This window comes from Sphingomonas sp. AOB5 (genome assembly GCF_029433115.1).
Classification (GTDB): domain Bacteria; phylum Pseudomonadota; class Alphaproteobacteria; order Sphingomonadales; family Sphingomonadaceae; genus Sphingomonas.
Genome location: NZ_JARNTV010000038.1, coordinates 22,563 through 38,721, shown reverse-complemented (window position 1 = coordinate 38,721; position 16,159 = coordinate 22,563). Strand labels below are relative to the sequence as shown.

The 16,159-nt window shown below is 65.6% G+C and carries 15 protein-coding genes; 8 read left to right on the top strand and 7 right to left on the bottom strand.

The window, feature by feature from the left end; translation table 11 throughout:
* On the top strand, nt 1-2,263 hold a 2,263-nt coding region (locus tag P1X14_RS15060), incomplete at its 5' end, for an alkaline phosphatase PhoX (protein ID WP_277316205.1).
* Nucleotides 2,264-2,339: 76 nt separating this feature from the next.
* Here the strand turns inward: P1X14_RS15060 and P1X14_RS15055 are convergent.
* From P1X14_RS15055 to P1X14_RS15045, 3 genes are read right to left on the bottom strand one after another with little or no spacing between them, the layout of a single operon-like run.
* Nucleotides 2,340-2,732, bottom strand: a complete 393-nt coding sequence (locus P1X14_RS15055) for a hypothetical protein (protein WP_277316204.1) — start codon at nt 2,730-2,732, stop codon at nt 2,340-2,342.
* A 47-nt stretch (nt 2,733-2,779) separates the two neighbouring features.
* Nucleotides 2,780-4,087 (bottom strand): amidohydrolase family protein, encoded by a 1,308-nt coding sequence (locus P1X14_RS15050; protein WP_277316203.1) that lies wholly within the window; start codon nt 4,085-4,087, stop codon nt 2,780-2,782.
* Complete coding sequence (locus P1X14_RS15045; protein ID WP_277316208.1) at nt 4,087-5,484, bottom strand: amidohydrolase; 1,398 nt, start codon at nt 5,482-5,484, stop codon at nt 4,087-4,089. Before P1X14_RS15045 ends, P1X14_RS15050 begins: the two co-directional genes overlap by 1 nt.
* 220 nt (nt 5,485-5,704) lie before the next feature.
* Here P1X14_RS15045 and P1X14_RS15040 point away from each other — a divergent pair, with 220 nt between their 5' ends.
* The gene (locus tag P1X14_RS15040) at nt 5,705-8,065 is read left to right on the top strand and encodes a PAS domain S-box protein (RefSeq protein WP_277316202.1); all 2,361 of its coding nucleotides are present in this window, start codon (nt 5,705-5,707) and stop codon (nt 8,063-8,065) included.
* The gene (locus tag P1X14_RS15035; RefSeq protein WP_277316201.1) at nt 8,062-8,670 is read left to right on the top strand and encodes a response regulator; all 609 of its coding nucleotides are present in this window, start codon (nt 8,062-8,064) and stop codon (nt 8,668-8,670) included. Before P1X14_RS15040 ends, P1X14_RS15035 begins: the two co-directional genes overlap by 4 nt.
* Before the next feature lie 9 nt (nt 8,671-8,679).
* On the opposite strand, the gene P1X14_RS15030 is transcribed toward P1X14_RS15035, so the two are convergent.
* The gene (locus P1X14_RS15030; protein WP_277316200.1) at nt 8,680-9,027 is read right to left on the bottom strand and encodes a hypothetical protein; all 348 of its coding nucleotides are present in this window, start codon (nt 9,025-9,027) and stop codon (nt 8,680-8,682) included.
* Between the two features lie 123 nt (nt 9,028-9,150).
* Entirely contained in the window at nt 9,151-9,483 is a 333-nt protein-coding gene (locus P1X14_RS15025) for a hypothetical protein (RefSeq protein ID WP_277316199.1), read from the bottom strand.
* A 236-nt stretch (nt 9,484-9,719) separates the two neighbouring features.
* Between P1X14_RS15025 and tmk the strand changes: the two genes are divergently transcribed.
* From tmk to P1X14_RS15005, 4 genes are all read left to right on the top strand, one after another.
* Nucleotides 9,720-10,391, top strand: coding sequence for a dTMP kinase (gene tmk, locus P1X14_RS15020; RefSeq protein ID WP_277316198.1), 672 nt, complete (start codon nt 9,720-9,722; stop codon nt 10,389-10,391).
* A 105-nt stretch (nt 10,392-10,496) separates the two neighbouring features.
* The gene (locus P1X14_RS15015; RefSeq protein WP_277316207.1) at nt 10,497-11,609 is read left to right on the top strand and encodes a fumarylacetoacetate hydrolase family protein; all 1,113 of its coding nucleotides are present in this window, start codon (nt 10,497-10,499) and stop codon (nt 11,607-11,609) included.
* Nucleotides 11,610-11,664: 55 nt separating this feature from the next.
* Nucleotides 11,665-12,456 (top strand): SDR family oxidoreductase, encoded by a 792-nt coding sequence (locus P1X14_RS15010; RefSeq protein ID WP_277316197.1) that lies wholly within the window; start codon nt 11,665-11,667, stop codon nt 12,454-12,456.
* Complete coding sequence (locus P1X14_RS15005) at nt 12,456-13,343, top strand: SMP-30/gluconolactonase/LRE family protein (RefSeq protein WP_277316196.1); 888 nt, start codon at nt 12,456-12,458, stop codon at nt 13,341-13,343. Before P1X14_RS15010 ends, P1X14_RS15005 begins: the two co-directional genes overlap by 1 nt.
* On the opposite strand, the gene P1X14_RS15000 is transcribed toward P1X14_RS15005, so the two are convergent.
* Both P1X14_RS15000 and P1X14_RS14995 read right to left on the bottom strand, forming a co-directional pair.
* The gene (locus tag P1X14_RS15000; protein WP_277316195.1) at nt 13,340-14,755 is read right to left on the bottom strand and encodes an HWE histidine kinase domain-containing protein; all 1,416 of its coding nucleotides are present in this window, start codon (nt 14,753-14,755) and stop codon (nt 13,340-13,342) included. The genes P1X14_RS15005 and P1X14_RS15000 overlap by 4 nt on opposite strands.
* A 57-nt stretch (nt 14,756-14,812) precedes the next feature.
* Entirely contained in the window at nt 14,813-15,232 is a 420-nt protein-coding gene (locus P1X14_RS14995; RefSeq protein WP_277316194.1) for a MerR family DNA-binding protein, read from the bottom strand.
* A gap of 70 nt (nt 15,233-15,302) precedes the next feature.
* Here P1X14_RS14995 and P1X14_RS14990 point away from each other — a divergent pair, with 70 nt between their 5' ends.
* Complete coding sequence (locus P1X14_RS14990; protein ID WP_277316193.1) at nt 15,303-16,064, top strand: glutaredoxin; 762 nt, start codon at nt 15,303-15,305, stop codon at nt 16,062-16,064.
* Nucleotides 16,065-16,159 lie beyond the last annotated feature (95 nt).

Sequence of the window (16,159 nt, the reverse complement as noted above, 5' to 3'; positions counted from 1 at the left end):
CTCGACCGGCGCCACCACGTCGGGCCGCGTCGTCACCCTGACCGGCACCACCACCGCCGGCAGCGGCAGCGCAACCTCGTGGACGCAGACCGCGGGCCCGACCGTCACGCTCAGCGTCCCCAACGCGACCACCGCGACCTTCCTCGCGCCCAGCGTCGCGACCGCGACCACCCTGTCGTTCATGTTCGTCAGCGCGACCCCGAGTGGCGCGCAGGCCAACGTCTCTACCAGCGTCGTCGTCAGCCCGGCGGTGATGGGCTTCAATTCGATCGCGAAGAACCGCAACGACGTGGTCACCGTGCCCGCCGGCTACAGCGTGCAGATCCTCACCCGCCTGGGCGATCCGATCGCGTCGGGCGTTGCGGCCTATGCCAATGACGGCACCGACACCAATTTCGGCGCCCGCATCGGCGATCATGGCGACGCGCTCTACTGGTACGGCCTCAGCGCCGCCGGTGCCCGCGACGACAATGCCTCGACCCGCGGCCTGATGGTTCAGAACCACGAGAATCTGAACATCCAGTACCTCCACCCCGCCGGCCCGACGCTCACCTCGCCGCGTCCCGAAGCCGAAGCGATCAAGGAAATCGAAGCGCATGGCGTCAGCGTCGTCGAGTGCGCCGAAGGTGCCGGCCGCGCCTGGGCCTATGTCCAGAACTCGTCGTTCAACCGCCGCATCACCCCGCTGACCCCGACCGTGTTCAACGGCCCGGTCCGCGGCCATGCCTCGCTGCGCACCCTCTATTCGCCGACCGGCGTTGCCGGCCGCGGCACGATCAACAACTGCGCCAACGGCCACACCTTGTGGGGCACCAACATCACCTGCGAGGAAAACTGGGCCGGTTACTTCCGCCGCCCGGCGACCGACGACGTGAACCGCACCGCTCGCGAAATGGTCGCGCTGCGTCGCTACGGCTTCACCAACGTCACCGCCAGCAGCTATCGCTGGGAAACGGTGGTCCCGGCCAGCGGTGCGGACACCAGCTATGCGCGCTGGAACTGCGTTGCCGGCGGCATCGACGCCACGCTCGATTTCCGCAACGAACTCAATCAGTTCGGCTGGTGCGTCGAGTTCGATCCGTATGACAAGAGCCAGGCGCCGCGCAAGCGCACCGCGCTCGGCCGCTTCAACCATGAGGGCGCCTGGTACGGCAAGTTCACCGCCGGCAAGAAGCTGGCCGTGTATCTGGGCGACGACGCCCGCGGCGAATATTTCTACAAGTTCGTCTCGAACGCGAACTGGGACGCTGCCGACGCCACTGCCGCCAATCGTCTCGCGATCGGCGACAAGTATCTCGACGCCGGCACGCTCTATGTCGCCAAGTTCAATGCGGACGGCACGGGCGTCTGGCTGCCGCTGGTGTTCGGTTCGGTTCCGGCCCGCCCGGCACAGGGTTCGGACGTCGCCTATACCTTCGCCGACCAGAACGACATTCTGATCAACACCCGTCTGGCAGGCGACGCTGTCGGCGCGACCAAGATGGATCGTCCGGAATGGACCGCGACCAACAACGTCACCGGCGAAATCTTCCTGACGCTGACCAACAACAACGCCACGCTGCGTCCGCTGACCGGCACCGACGCCGCCAACCCGCGCCACTATAACGATCCGCGCGGCACCCCGGCGACCAACCAGTTCGGCAACCCGAACGGCCACATCCTGCGCCTGCGCGAGAATGCGGACGATCCGGCCGCAACCGGCTTCACCTGGGACATCTATCTGTTCGGCGCGGACTCGGCGGATTCGAACGCCGACGTCAACCTGTCGGGCCTCACCGCGGACAACGACTTCTCGTCGCCCGACGGCCTGTGGTTCGGCCGCCCGCAGAACGCCTCGGGCCTGGTCAAGCCGGTGCTGTGGATCCAGACCGACGACGGTGCCTTCACCGATCGCACCAACAACCAGATGCTGCTGGCGATGCCGGGCAGCGTCGGTGACGGCGGCGTGCGCACCATCACCAATGTCGGCTCGGGCGGCGCCACTGCCACCCAGACCACCCGCGTCGGTGCGGCTGCGACGGCGGCAACACTGAAGCGCTTCCTGGTCGGCCCGCTCGAATGCGAGCTGACCGGCGTGGACACCACCCCGGACGGCCGCACGCTGTTCGTCGGCATCCAGCATCCGGGCGAAAACGGCACCGCTGCGGCGCCGTCGAGCCACTGGCCGGACAGCCAGGCGACAGGCACCGCCGGCGCCACGGTGCGTCCGCGTTCGGCGATCGTCGTGATCACCAAGAATGACGGCGGCGTGGTCGGCCTCTGAGCCGCACCGCACGAAAAAATCGGGGAGGCCGGTCGCCCGGCCTCCCCTTTTTTGTATCCGGACTATGCCGAAGCCGTCAGTCGGCGCGGCTCATCACGATGGCGGTGCCGTCGGCCTTCACGCTCACCACATGGCTCAGCCCGTCCTTGCAGTCGGCACGCCAGGCCGGAAGGCCCTGCACGTCCGCGACCCGCTCGGACTTGACCACGCCATCGCAGCGGAATTCCGCATCCATGATCGCGCGCACGAACACCTGGTTGCGCTGATATTCCGGCAAGGCGAGTACCGCGGCGGTCGCATTCTCCGGCGCCGCTTCGTTGCCGATCGCATTGCCTTCCGCACCGTCCTCGTCGGGCGGAATGACGAGGTTAGCCGCATCGTCATTCGCCACCACGGCATTCTCCGCCGCCGGCTTGCACCCGGCAAGCGCGATGGCCAGCACCGCGACGCCCATCCAGACCTTGCTCATCTCCGTCTCCTTTTGCGGTTCAATGCGCCGCTTGTCCGTGCGTTCCCTCAATACTCATAGGCCTTGGGAAGCGCCTTTTCCTTGGGATCCCAGTAACGTTCGCGCAGGCGCGTCTGGCGATTGGCCAGCGGCTGCTCGACGCCGTCGATGATCACCGTCACCGCGGCAGTGCCCAGTTCCAGCGGATCGCCGTCCCAGATCACCACGTCGCCGCGGCGGCCGGGCCTGAGCGAGCCATATTCGGCTCCCATCCCCATCGCCTCGGCCGGCTTCGAGCTGATCGCGGCGAAGGCCGAACCCCAGTCGAGACCGCTGGCACCCGGAATGCGGTTCAGCGCCACCAGATTGCCGGCATATTGCTTCACCAGCCGTGCCTGACGCGTGTCGTCGTCATTGATCATGCCGATCCCGACCAGCACGCCCGCCGCCTTCATCCGCCCGATGTTCGACTGGGTAGCCGCCAGCGATTCGAACGAGGAAGGCAGATCAGCCAGCGCCGTCGCGATCACCGGCACGCCCGATGCCGCGATCTCGCGCGCCACGGTCCAGCCCTCGGTCACGCCGACCAGCACGATCCGCAGCGACGGCATCTCGCGCTTCAGGTCGAGCACCACAAGGATATCCGACGCCCGCTCGACATGGATCAGCAGCGGCACGCGGCCCGTGATCACCGGCACCAGCGCATCGGCATCGGCGCGGGTCAGGAACGCATCCTTGCCGCGATCGAGATAGCGGCCCGGATTGCGCGAATATTCGCGCGCCTCGAACAGCGCGTTGCGCAGCGTCGCGATGGCGGCCGCGCGGCTGCCGCCGGATTCGCCCGCACCGCTCTCGCCATATTCCAGGAACTGGAAAGCGCGCGGCTGGCTGACCGCATTCATGTCCGCGCCCAGATCGATGATCGCGCCCTGCCCGCGGAAGATCGAGCTGGAATCGCCCGGCGCGACCACCGCGCGGGTGACGCCCTCGGCCCGGTTGAGCGCGATCGGCGTGCTCTTGGGATTGACCGCAAACGACACGTCGAGCGACGCGTTGAACGGCGATCCGCCGGCATTGGCGTCGTTGGTCTCATCCACCGCATCGACTTCGACGATGCCCAGGCGGGTGAAGCCCGCGAAGATGCCGGGCGAGACCCAGCGCCCCTTGGCATCGATCACGCGCATGCCCGCGGGCACCGCCACGCCCGGCCCTGCGGCGACCACGCGGCCCGCCCGGATGACGACGGTGCCGCCCTCCACCGGTCCGGCGCCATCGCCGATGACCAGCTTCGCATTGGTGATCGCAACGTCCTGCGCGAGTGCGGGAGCAGCGAAAGCGATGGCCGCGGCTGCGGCGCCCAGAAGGAGCTTCTTCATCACTTCACATCCCCTTCGCCCGGCTGGCCCAGCTCGAAATCGGAGACCGGCCGCAATTTCGGATTGTTCGCGTCATAGAGCAGTGCGCCGTCGACCCAGACCATCTGCGGCCGCGTGTAGACGCTGAACGGATTGCCGTTCCACAGCACCACGTCCGCCATCTTGCCGGGCTTCAGGCTGCCGGTCTGCTGATCGATCCCCAGCGCGCGCGCCGGATTGATCGCCAGCCACTTCCAGGCGGTTTCCTCGCTGATCGGAAAGCCGGCGCGGATGCCCGACTGGCGCGCCTTGGCGACTTCCTGATTGAGCCGCTGGATGCCGTTCGCGTCGTCCGAATGGATCATCGCGCACGCGCCCTCCTTCTCGAGGATGGCGAGATTCTCGCCGATCGCGTCATAGCTTTCCATCTTGAAGCCGTACCAGTCGGCCCACACCGCGGCGCAGCTGTTGTTGGCCTTGAGCAGGTCGGCGATCTTATAGGCCTCAACCGCGTGATGGAACGCGGTCACCCGGTATCCGAACTCCTTGGCCATATCCATCACCAGCGCCATCTCGTCGGCGCGGTAGCAATGGTTCTGCACCAGGATCTCGCCGTCGAGCACGCCGCGCAGCGTATCCATCTGGATATCGCGCGCGGGCGGTTCGCCGCCCTTCTCCTCATACTTATCCCAGCGGCGATCATATTCCACCGCCTTGGCCCAGGTCTGGCGGTCCACCGCGATGTTACCCATCCGGGTGAAGGGCGAACGGCCCTTGCTGCCATAGACGCGCTTGGGGTTCTCGCCGCACGCCATCTTCAGGCCATAGGGCGCGCCGGGGAACTTCATCCCCTGCGGCGTGCGGGCATAGACATTCTTGAGTACCACCGAACGCCCGCCGAACAGGTTCGCAGAGCCCGGCAGGATCTGCAGCGTGGTGACGCCGCCATTGGTCAGCGCGCGGGCAAAGCCCGGGTCCTGCGGCCACACGCTATGCTCGGCCCAGACTTCGGCGGTGACCGGGTTGGTCACTTCGTTGCCGTCCGAATTGGCCTGCACGCCGGGCGAGGGATAATCGCCCAGATGGCTGTGGATATCGATCACGCCGGGGGTCAGATACTTGCCCTGCCCGTCGATCACCGTCGCGCCTTCGGCGGGCAGGTCCTTGCCCACCGCTACGATCTTGCCGTCCTTGAACAGCACCGAACCGCCATCGATCCGCCCGCCTTCGCCGTCGAGGATGGTGACGTTGGTCACTAAAGTCGGCACGCCCGGATAGGGCTTGTAGGTCGAGGGGAAGGGATCGTGGTTATATCCCTTGCCCTTGCCAGGCGCCTTGGCGGCGGGTTCGGCAGAAGCGGTCTTGGGCTTCTCCCCGCCTGTCGAACAGGCGGCGAGCGATATGGCGGCACCCGCCATCAGGATCGTTCGGATCAACTATGGTCTCCCCTTGGCGCGGCGCATCGAACCGCGTCCGTGATGCCCCATTGATCGCGGCGCGGAGGTGTTTTGGCAAGATAGACCACAATGGGATGAATGGATTTCCTCGCGCGACGAATCGCGTTAGGTGACTGATATCCCGGAGGGCACAGCCGGGATCGGGAAAGTTTTGTCAGTGACGAGTAACGGCGGGCAAGGCATGGGCGATTGGCCCATAGGCAGGAAGCTCGCGACCGGATTTGCGGCGCTCGCATGCGCCTGCAGCCTGGCCGCCTTTTTCGGCTGGGTGATCGGATCGCGCGAGTTGAGCGGCTTCGGCGTGCCCAGCCGCCCGCCCTGGCCGCTCACCACCATCGGCTATCTCGCGCTGTCGCTCGGCTTCCTCGCCGCGATCCAGAACCGGCTGAAGGAAGCGCGCATCCTGTGGGGCGCGCCGGTCGTGATCGCCACCCTGTCGCTGGTCCAGAACAGCCTGGGGGTCGATCTGGGCGTCGATCAGCTGCTGTTCCACGATTCGATCCAGGGACTCAATTTCCCCCATCCCGGACGGCCCGGCGCGACGCCGACCACCATCTTCCTGCTGCTCGCGCTCGCCGGCTATGCCTCGAGCAGCGGCGCGTGGCAGCGCGATGCGGTCGCCAGCCTGATCGCCAGCTGCGCGCTGGGCGTGGCGATGGCCGCCGCGATCATGATCGTGTTCGCATCGCCCGACGATCCCGTCGCCCGCCTCTATTCGATCTCGGTCCCCTCCGCGGTGATCGGCCTGCTGCTCACCGCGGCCTATATCTTCTGGCACAGCAGCTTCGGCTGGGTGCGTCTGCTGGGATCGGATCGTCCGCGCGGACGGCTGCTCCAGCTGCTGCTGCCCGCGGTGCTGATCTTCCCGGTCATCCCCTCGCTGCTGGAAAGCGGGATGGAGGGCGCCGGCCTGCTGTCCCCGCTCAGCGCGCGGCTGCTGGTGGTGCTGGGCAACATCCTCGCGGTGGGCCTGATCACCTATTGGGCGATCACCCGCGTCGCCAAGGAACAGGATAGGCTGCACGGCACGATGGACGCGCTGCGGATCAGCGAGGAACGCCTCGCCACCGCGACCAGCGCGCATGAGCTGGGCGTGTTCGAATGGAATGTGAAGACCGGCAAGCTCGAATGGTCGCCGGGCACCGAGCAACGGCTGGGGCTGGTACCGGGATCGCTGTCCGACTTCGACAGCTGGCGCGCGCAGGTCGATCCGCAGGACGCTCAGCGCATCATCGACACCATCGCCCATACCGTGGCCGAACGCGCCGATACGTTCAGCTATCGCTATCGCTTCATCCAGCCGAACGGAAATGTCCGCGCTGTCGAGGGGTCGTCGCACGCATTCTACGACGATTCCGGCAATCTGATGCGGACCGTCGGCGTGATCCTCGACGTGACCGAACGCGACGAGCGCGAGGCCGAACTTCGCGCCCGCGCCGCCCAGCTCCGCTCGATCCTGGAAACCGTGCCCGATGCGATGGTGGTGGTCGATCAGGATGGCATGATCCGCCAGTTCAGTGCGGCTGCCGAAGCGCTGTGGGGCTATCGTGCCGAGGATGTGCTAGGCCTGAAGCTGACCATGCTTGCCGCGTCCGACGAGCGCGAACAGGCCGAGGCCGCCTTCGCCCGCTTCTCGCGCACGCGGGAAACCAGCGCGATCGGCCGCCCCGCCCCGGTCACCGGCGAGACCGCGGACGGCCGCCGATTCCCGATGGAGATCCGCACCAACCTGGCGCGATTCGACGGCAAGACGCTCGTCACCATCTTCTTCCGCGACATTTCGGAGCGTTTGCAGACCGAGGAACGCCTGAGCGAACTCAGCGCGGAGCTTGCCCATGTCTCACGCCAGAGCGCGATGAGCGAACTCGCCGCGGACATCGCGCATGAGCTCAACCAGCCGCTCAGCGCCACCGCCAATTTCCTCGCCGCCGCGCGGATGCTGATCAATAATGGCGAGGGCGGCGAGCGTGTCTCGGAAATGCTGCAGCACGGCGCAGACCAAACCCAGCGCGCCGGCCATATCATCCGCCGGCTGCGCGACTTCACCCAGGGCGGCGACGTCGAAATGCGGATCGAGTCGGTCGAGCGGACCATTCGCGACGCGGTCGAATTGGTGCTTGTCGGCACCAGCCAATTCCATATCAGGGTGGAATATGATCTCGATCCCGCAGCGCAGCAAATCTATGCGGATCGAATCCAAGTTCAGCAGGTTCTCGTAAACCTTCTGAGAAATGCAAATGAGGCTTTGCGAACGTTACCCAAGGGTCGTCGCCAGATTACCATCATTTCCAGGAAGGTTGACGACGACATGATCGAAATCGAGGTCAGCGATACGGGCCCCGGTATTCCGAACTCAATTCTGGAACAACTTTTCTCGCGGTTTACCACAACCAAGAGCGGAGGCGGCGGAATGGGTATTGGACTTTCTATAAGTAAGCGTATCATCGAATCACATGGCGGGGCATTGACGGCTGAAAACAAGCCGGAGGGTGGCGCGACATTTCGCTTCACCTTGCCCGCGGTGGAAGAGGGTGTGGAATGACTCGTACAGTATATATCGTCGACGACGACGACGCCGTTCGCGCTTCACTGCACAGCCTGTTGTCGGTCAGATCCGACCTGATCATCCGCAGTTACCGATCCGGCGATGCGTTCCTTGAGGAAGCCGGCGATCTCGATCCCGGCGTGGTGCTGCTCGACTTCCACATGCCCGGTTCGACTGGCCTCGACGTGCTGGAATCGATCCAGGGGCGTGAGTTCGCCGCGATCATCCTCACCGGTCAGGGCAATGTTGCGCTGGCGGTGCAGGCGATGAAGGCCGGTGCGCTCGATTTCATGGAAAAGCCCTATGAGGCCGAAGCGCTGATGCAGGTGCTAGAACGCGCCTTCGCCACGCTGGAGGAATCGAGCGAGACCAGCGCACGGCTGGACGCCGCCAAGGGCAAGATCGCCAAGCTCTCGCCACGCGAGACCGACGTGCTGAAGGGCCTGATCGAAGGCCGTTCGAACAAGGTGATCGCCTATGAGCTGGATATCAGCCCGCGCACGGTGGAAATCTATCGCGCGAACCTGATGGAAAAGCTGGAAGTGCGCAGCCTGTCCGAAGCGCTGCGCATCGCCTTTGCTGCGGGGCTGTTCAAGGCCTGAGCGGCCCGCTCAGGCGACCAGCTGCGCCTTCCATCCCGGCATGCTCGCCATGATCGATGCCGCTGCATTCTTCCCGTCCAGGGCGATGCAGCGCGGGTCGGCGGGACAATCCGCCGGTCCGTCGAGCACCACCAGCCGGTTCCAGCGCGGCTCGGCCAGCACGTCGTCAAGCCACCCCGCCTGCTGCGCGGCGACGAATTCATGGTCGAGGACCAGGATCGAGGGTTTGCGCACGCTACGGGTCAGCATCGGATCGTCGACATCCTTGGCGGTGACGATGCTCGCCCCGGCGAGCGACAATTGCGCCACCAGCGAGCTGCGTAACCCAGCTTCATGGATGATCAGTACGAGTAGCATGAACCGTCTGGTGTCCCCACGGTCGAATGGTTTGCGAACGCGAATTAGATACGCGTAAATTAGGTGCGCGTTCGTGACGCGGCGCTTAAGGGTTTTTACTTATACATCCCGCCTTGAAGCGCCTTAACTCAGCGCAGTCAGGTCGGAAAATATTTGGGGAAGACCCGCCATCGCGGTTTCCCGGTCGACCTGCATTACAAGCTGCGGTTCGGGGTTCGCGGGTGCGTCGGCAGTTATGACGACGATACGGGCAAAGCCGTGGTCACCGGCGAGAAGTTCGACCCAGCTAAACGCATCCTCGACCAGCGCCTGCTCGTCGATGACCAGCACGGCGGGCGCACGCACCAGGGCGCGGGCGGCGAGCCCGGCATCCCACCGCGCGGCGGTGAGCAGATCGAAGCTTTCGGACAGTCGTACGACCAATGCGGAGCGCAGCCCCGCATCGCGTACGATCATCGTTACCAGTAATGACCGCGCGGCCATCTTCGACTCCTAACGCTACTCGTGGCGGCCCGCTTCCGGAGGGACGGACGGAGCGAACCGCCACGAGATGCCAATGCGGCCATTCTAGTTATAGGATGCTTGCGCGGCCCCTCCGGACTTCTCCCCATCCGTAGTCGTCCCCGCTGGTGACAAGCCGGGTCCGGCTGGCCTAGGAGAGGGGTCACAACCGGACAGGACAGCGCAGCAAAGTGGGAATTCTCGTCGCGATCGAAGGCGCCGACGGCGTCGGCAAGGCCACCACCGCGCGCACCCTGCACGAGACGCTGGTCGCGCAGGGCCGCTCGGCCGTCGTGATCGCCTTTCCGCGCTATGGCGAGACCGTGGGCGGGGTGACGATCGGCCGCTTCCTCGCTGGCGAAATCCCGGTTCCGGTCACGCCCAAGGCGGCGGCCGTGCTCTATGCGCTCGACCGGTTCGAATGGCGCGAGGCGATCCTCGAAGCGCAGGCAGCGCACGATGTGGTGATCTTCGATCGCTATATCGCATCGAACATGGCCTATCAGGCGGCCAAGGTGCCCGCGGCCGAGGCCCGGCCGCTGATGGACTGGATCGGCACGCTCGAACTCAGCCAGTTCGCCCTGCCCTCGCCCGATCTGTGCATCTATCTCGACACGCCATGGGAACTCGCCCGCGCGATGATCCTGCAAAAGGCGCAGCGCAGCTACACCGATCGCAGCTTCGACGAGCATGAAGCCGATGTCGCGCTCCAGCAGCGCGTCCGCGCCAATTATGAAGACATGCTCGCCAACGGTCCGCTCGATCCGTGGCGGGTCGTGCGCGCCACTCAGGATGGTGCGATGCGCACCCCCGACGCCATCGTCGCCGAGATCCTGACCCATATCGATCCCCTGACCGTCTGACGCCCCCAGTCCGTCCTTGACAGCCGTGCGTGCGCGAACCAATGGTAGCGCTATCAAACGATAAGTGCGGGTGGGGATCGAGTCTTGGAAGCGTTCAGCCCTGAAATGCTGCCGACCGACTGGAATCAGGCGATTCTGGTAGGGCGCGTGCTGCGCGAAGCAGGCCCCAGCCCGGTGATCCTGCGCGACGGAAGCGTGTGGGACGTGTCGCGTGAGGCCCCTACCGTCGCCGATCTGCTCGAACGCGATGATATCGCTAACCTCTCGGGTGAGCGCGTCTGTGCGATCGAAGACCTCACCGCCGACATGCTGCTCGCCCCGATCGACCTGCAATGCGTGAAGGCGGCGGGCGTCACCTTCGCCGTCTCGGCGATCGAGCGGGTGATCGAGGAGCGCGCGCGCGGCGATTCCGGCGCGGCGGCGGCGATCCGCGGCGATCTGGAGGCCAAGGTCGGATCGGGCATCCGCTCGGTCGTCCCCGGCAGCCCCGAAGCCGCGAACCTGAAGGCCGCGCTGATCGAAGCCGGCATGTGGTCGCAATATCTGGAAGTCGCGATCGGCCCCGATGCCGAGGTGTTCACCAAGGCCCCCGTCCTCTCCGCGGTCGGCTGGGGTGCCGAGATCGGCGTGCGTTCGGACAGCGACTGGAACAATCCCGAGCCGGAAGTGGTGGTGATCGTCGATTCCACCGGCACGATCCGCGGCGCCACCTTGGGCAACGACGTCAATCTTCGCGATTTCGAGGGCCGCTCGGCACTGCTGCTGGGCAAGGCCAAGGACAATAACGCCTCGACCTCGCTCGGGCCCTTCATCCGCGTGTTCGACGCGAACTTCACCATGGACGATGTCCGCGGCGCAGAGATCGACCTGCTGATCGAGGGTCCCGAGGGCTATCGCCTCGAAGGCGCCAACAAGATGAGCCAGATCAGCCGCGATCCGACCGAACTGGTCCGGCAGGCGCTGAGCGAGCATCAATATCCGGACGGCTTCGCGCTGTTCCTCGGCACACTGTTCGCGCCGATCCAGGATCGCGACCATCCCGGCCGCGGCTTCACCCACAAGAGCGGCGATCTGGTCAGCATCTCCAGTCCGAAGCTGGGCAAGCTGGTCAATCGCGTCACCACGTCCAAGGCCGCGGCGCCCTGGGCGCTCGGCATCCGCGACCTGATGCGCAACCTCGCCGACCGCGGGCTGCTCGCCCAAAAGATCTTCGCCTGATGTGCGCTGAATTTTTTACTGGCACATTTTGTATTTATATTGGAAATCATTCGAAATGTCGGAAGCCGATCCCATGACCACGACCCGAGACCAGCGCGCGGTCTATCCCAGCCTGAAGGGCAAGCGCGTTCTGGTGACCGGCGGCGGATCGGGCATCGGCGCCGGCATCGTCGAGGGGTTCGTCCGCCAGGGTTGCGACGTCACCTTCTTCGACATTGCCGAAGATGATTCCAACGAACTCGTCGCCAGCCTCTCGACCGCACAGCAGCCGCCCATCTTCCACAAGATGGACCTGACCGACACCGTCACGACGCAGGCCCGCATCCGCGAACTGATCGAGGCGCATGGCGCGTTCGATATCCTGATCAACAACGCCGCCAATGACGATCGCCACTCGATCGACGAGATCACCGAGGAATATTGGGAAAACCGCCTCAACGTGAACCTGAAGCATCAGTTTTTCTGCGCGCAGGCGGTGATCCCCGGCATGCGCGCAAAGGGCGAAGGCGTGATCGTCAATCTCGGCTCGATCTCGTGGCATTTGGCGCTCGAGGGCCTCACCCTCTACCAGACCAGCAAGGCCGCCATCGAAGGCCTGACCCGCAGCCTCGCGCGCGAACTCGGCCCCGACAATATCCGCTCGGTCTGCATCGTGCCGGGCAATGTCCGCACCCCGCGCCAGCTCAAATGGTACACGCCCGAAGGCGAGGCCGAGATCGTCGCGGCACAGTGCCTCAAGGGCCGACTGGTGCCCGATGACATCGCTGCCATGGCGCTGTTCCTTGCCTCCGCCGATGCGCGGCTGGTGACCGGCCATACCTATTTCGTGGATGCAGGCTGGCGCTGATGCCCGTCCAGCGCAGCGAGCCGGTCAGCATCTGGCAGCTCGGCGCGCGGCTGGGCGAAGGGCCGGTCTGGGTCGCGCGCGACAAGGCCCTGTGGTTCACCGACATCAAGAGCCACCGCATCCACCGCTACGATCCCGCGACCGGCGGCAAGCGAAGCTGGGACGCGCCGGATCAGGTCGGTTTCGCGCTACCGGTCGCAGGTGGCGGGTTCATCGCAGGACTGAAGACCGGCCTCGCCCGGTTCGACGAACGCGACGGCAGCTTCACGCCTCTGGTCGATCCCGAGCCGGGCCTGCCGGATAATCGCCTGAACGACGGCACCGTCGATAGCCATGGCCGCCTGTGGTTCGGAACGATGGACGATAACGAAACCGCGGACACCGGCACGATCTGGCGGCTCGGCGCAGACGGTGCCTGTGTCGCCGAAAGCCCCTTCTATTCGATTACCAACGGCCCGGCGTTCAGCCCGGACGGTAAGACCTGCTACCACACCGATACGCTGGGCGGCGTCATCTATGCCTGCGACGTAACCGACAAGGGCCACCTCGCCAATCGCCGCATCTTTGCGACCATTCCCAACGAACAAGGCTATCCCGACGGCCCCACCGTCGATGCCGAAGGCTGCGTGTGGACCGGCCTCTACAAGGGCTGCTCGGTGCGCCGTTACTCGCCCGCCGGCGAATTACTGGAAACGATCCGCTTTCCCGTAAGCGCGATCACCAAGATCGCGTTCGGCGGACCGGACCTGAAGACCGTCTACGCCACCACCGCCAACAAGCATTGCAGCCCGGCCGATCTGGAAGCCGAGCCGCGTGCGGGCGATCTGTTCGCGTTCGAAGCGGACGTTCCCGGATTGCCCGGGTTCGAGATCGCGGCGGGCGTCTAGCGGATCTGGTCCAGCGGCGTGCGCAGTGTCGCTTCAAGACCGGTGGGCAGATAGTCCATCTTCACCGCACCGGCGCCGCCCAGCCCGCGCTCGATCAGCCGCGATCCGAAGCCCTTGCGGGTCGGCTGCGTCACAGGCGGGCCGCCGCGCTCATGCCAGTCGAGCACCAGATCCTCGCCCTCGATCCGCCACGTCACGCCGACACGCCCGCCGGGAACCGAGAGCGCGCCATATTTCAACGCATTGGTCGCCAGCTCGTGCACCAGCATCGAGAAGAACAGGGTCGCCTGGCTGTTCAGTTCGACCTCCGGACCCTCCAGCGAAACACGGTCCTGCGCAGTAAGGTTGGTGAGCGCCGCGACCGCCGCCGAGCGCATCGGCGCCGCGGTACCGCTCCGAAGCAGCACGTCGTGCGACGCCGCCAGCGCCAGCAGCCGCCGGTCGAACTCGATCACCGGCTCGCGATCCGGAATCACCCGCAGCGTATGCGCCGCGATCGCCTGCACCAGGCTGAGCGTGTTCTTCATCCGGTGGCCGATCTCGTCATTGACCAGCCGCCGTTCGGTCACGTCGCCGACGATCCCGCGCATATGGGTGACATTGCCGTCCTCATCGCGGACGAATTCCGCGCGCCGGCTGATCCAGCGCGCAGGCACGCCTTCGCGGGGCAGCAGTCGATACTCGACCGTCACCTCCGCCGATCCGTCGGCGCGGGTACGCGTGGTCGAATGCACCGTGCCATCCGATGTATCGACCAACGCCTCGATCTCGGCTGTGCCATAGGTCTCGGCGATGGGCACGCCGAACAACCGGCAGAATTCGGGCGAAACCGTCATGACGTTGCTCGCCACATCCAGCTCGAACGTGCCGATCCCGCCCGCCTCCTGCGCCGCACGCAGCCGGCTCTCATGCTCGTCGGCGGCGCGCAGCGCGCTGCGCAGTTCGAGCTGGGCGATCACCTGCCGCGACAGCGCACGCAGCATCTTCGCCTGCTCGTCCGTCAGCCCCTCCGGCCGCGGCTCGAGGTCGATCACGCACAACATGCCGATCGTCACCCCCTCCGCCGTCACCAGCGGCGCCCCGGCATAGAAGCGGATATGCGGCGGCTCGGTAACCAGCGTGTTGGCGGCGGTGCGCGGATCCATCGTCAGGTCCGGGATGATCAGCATCTCGGTGCTGCCCATGCCGTGCCGGCAGACCGACTGGCTGATCGGCGTCTCGCACATATCCACGCCGACGCCCGCCTTGAACCATTGGCGATCGCGGTCGACCAGGCTGACCAAAGCGACCGGCGTGCGGCAGATATGCGAAGCCAGTTCGACGATATCGTCGAACCCCTGCTCCGGCGCAGTGTCCAGAATGGCAAGGTCGGCGAGCGCATCGAGGCGCCTTGCCAGTTCCTGGTCGGTCATCGGTTTTGTGGAGTGATCCCTAAGCGTTTCGAACTGAAGCCGAAATTTCTCCGAATATCAATGACCCGGATCAATCACGGGCGAATCGAACGCTTCCAGGATCGGGCACGGCCCGGTGCTGGCGGCACATTCGCGCGCCAATTTGCGCAGCGAGGCACGCGCCGTCTCCAGTTCGGCGATCTTCGCGTCCAGCGCCGCGATCCGCTCCCGCGCCAGCTTTCGCGCCCGGGCATGATCATGCCCGGCATCGAGCGACAGCAATTCGCCGATCTGCTCCAGCGTGAAGCCCGCCGCCTGTGCCGAACGGATGAACCCCAGCCGCCGCACATCGCCATCGTCGTAGCGCCTTATGCCGCCGCCGATCCCCGACCCACCGCTGCGTTCGGGCGTGCCGATCAGCCCGCGCCGCTGATAATAGCGGACCGTCTCCACGCCCACCCCGGCCGATTTCGCCAGCCCCGCTATCGTCATTGCCACGCCTTGACTCCGTACCATGGTCCGGACCCTATATGGGCCGGGTCCGTCCATGGACAATGGAGACCCGCCGATGACCGCCCCCGCCGAAAAGCGCGCCACCCTCTATCGCATGGTGATGCCCGGCCACACCTGCCCCTATGGCCTGAAGGCGCTGCATCTGCTGCGGTCGCGGGGCTTTGCGGTGGACGATCGCTGGCTGACGACGCGCGAGGAGACCGACGCGTTCAAGGCCGAGCATGGTGTGAAGACCACGCCGCAGACCTTCATCGACGGCAAGCGGATCGGCGGCCATGACGATCTGCGCGCGTTCCTCGGCCTGTCCGTCCGCGATCCCAAGGCGCTGACCTATCGCCCGGTGATCGCCGTGTTCGCGATGACCGCGCTGATGGCGCTGGCCGCCAGTTACGCCGCCTATGGCACCCCCCTCACCATCCGCGCGGGCGAATGGTTCATCGCCTTCAGCATGTGCGTGCTCGCGATGCTCAAGCTGCAGGATGTCGAGCGCTTCTCGACCATGTTCCTGAACTACGACCTGCTGGCGAAGCGCTGGGTGCCTTATGGCAAGATCTACCCCTTCGCCGAGGCGGGCGCGGGCGTGCTGATGGCCGCGGGTGCCCTGACCTGGCTCTCCGCACCCGTCGCGCTATTCATTGGCGGGATCGGCGCGGTCTCGGTGTTCAAGGCCGTCTATATCGACAAGCGCGAGCTGAAATGCGCCTGTGTCGGCGGCGACAGCAACGTGCCGCTCGGCTTCCTGTCGCTGACCGAGAATGTGATGATGGTCGCGATGGCGATCTGGATGCTGGCCGCGCCGGGGCATGGCGCGATGTAGGCAATATCGACATTCGGCCTTGTGACGAAAATCCTCCCCCGGAGGGGGAGGGGGACCGCGAAGCGGTGGAGGGGTAGTCTCCACAGGCGACATCG

Bases quoted from the DNA above. Each gene is read 5' to 3' on its own strand.
- P1X14_RS15030 (WP_277316200.1), bottom strand. From the start codon at position 9,027: ATGCTACTCGTACTGATCATCCATGAAGCTGGGTTACGCAGCTCGCTG.
- P1X14_RS15055 (WP_277316204.1), bottom strand. From the start codon at position 2,732: ATGAGCAAGGTCTGGATGGGCGTCGCGGTGCTGGCCATCGCGCTTGCC.
- P1X14_RS15035 (WP_277316201.1), top strand. From the start codon at position 8,062: ATGACTCGTACAGTATATATCGTCGACGACGACGACGCCGTTCGCGCT.
- P1X14_RS15010 (WP_277316197.1), top strand. From the start codon at position 11,665: ATGTCGGAAGCCGATCCCATGACCACGACCCGAGACCAGCGCGCGGTC.
- P1X14_RS14990 (WP_277316193.1), top strand. From the start codon at position 15,303: ATGACCGCCCCCGCCGAAAAGCGCGCCACCCTCTATCGCATGGTGATG.
- P1X14_RS15000 (WP_277316195.1), bottom strand. From the start codon at position 14,755: ATGACCGACCAGGAACTGGCAAGGCGCCTCGATGCGCTCGCCGACCTT.
- P1X14_RS15050 (WP_277316203.1), bottom strand. From the start codon at position 4,087: ATGAAGAAGCTCCTTCTGGGCGCCGCAGCCGCGGCCATCGCTTTCGCT.
- P1X14_RS15045 (WP_277316208.1), bottom strand. From the start codon at position 5,484: ATGGCGGGTGCCGCCATATCGCTCGCCGCCTGTTCGACAGGCGGGGAG.
- P1X14_RS15025 (WP_277316199.1), bottom strand. From the start codon at position 9,483: ATGATCGTACGCGATGCGGGGCTGCGCTCCGCATTGGTCGTACGACTG.
- P1X14_RS15040 (WP_277316202.1), top strand. From the start codon at position 5,705: ATGGGCGATTGGCCCATAGGCAGGAAGCTCGCGACCGGATTTGCGGCG.
- P1X14_RS15015 (WP_277316207.1), top strand. From the start codon at position 10,497: ATGCTGCCGACCGACTGGAATCAGGCGATTCTGGTAGGGCGCGTGCTG.
- P1X14_RS15005 (WP_277316196.1), top strand. From the start codon at position 12,456: ATGCCCGTCCAGCGCAGCGAGCCGGTCAGCATCTGGCAGCTCGGCGCG.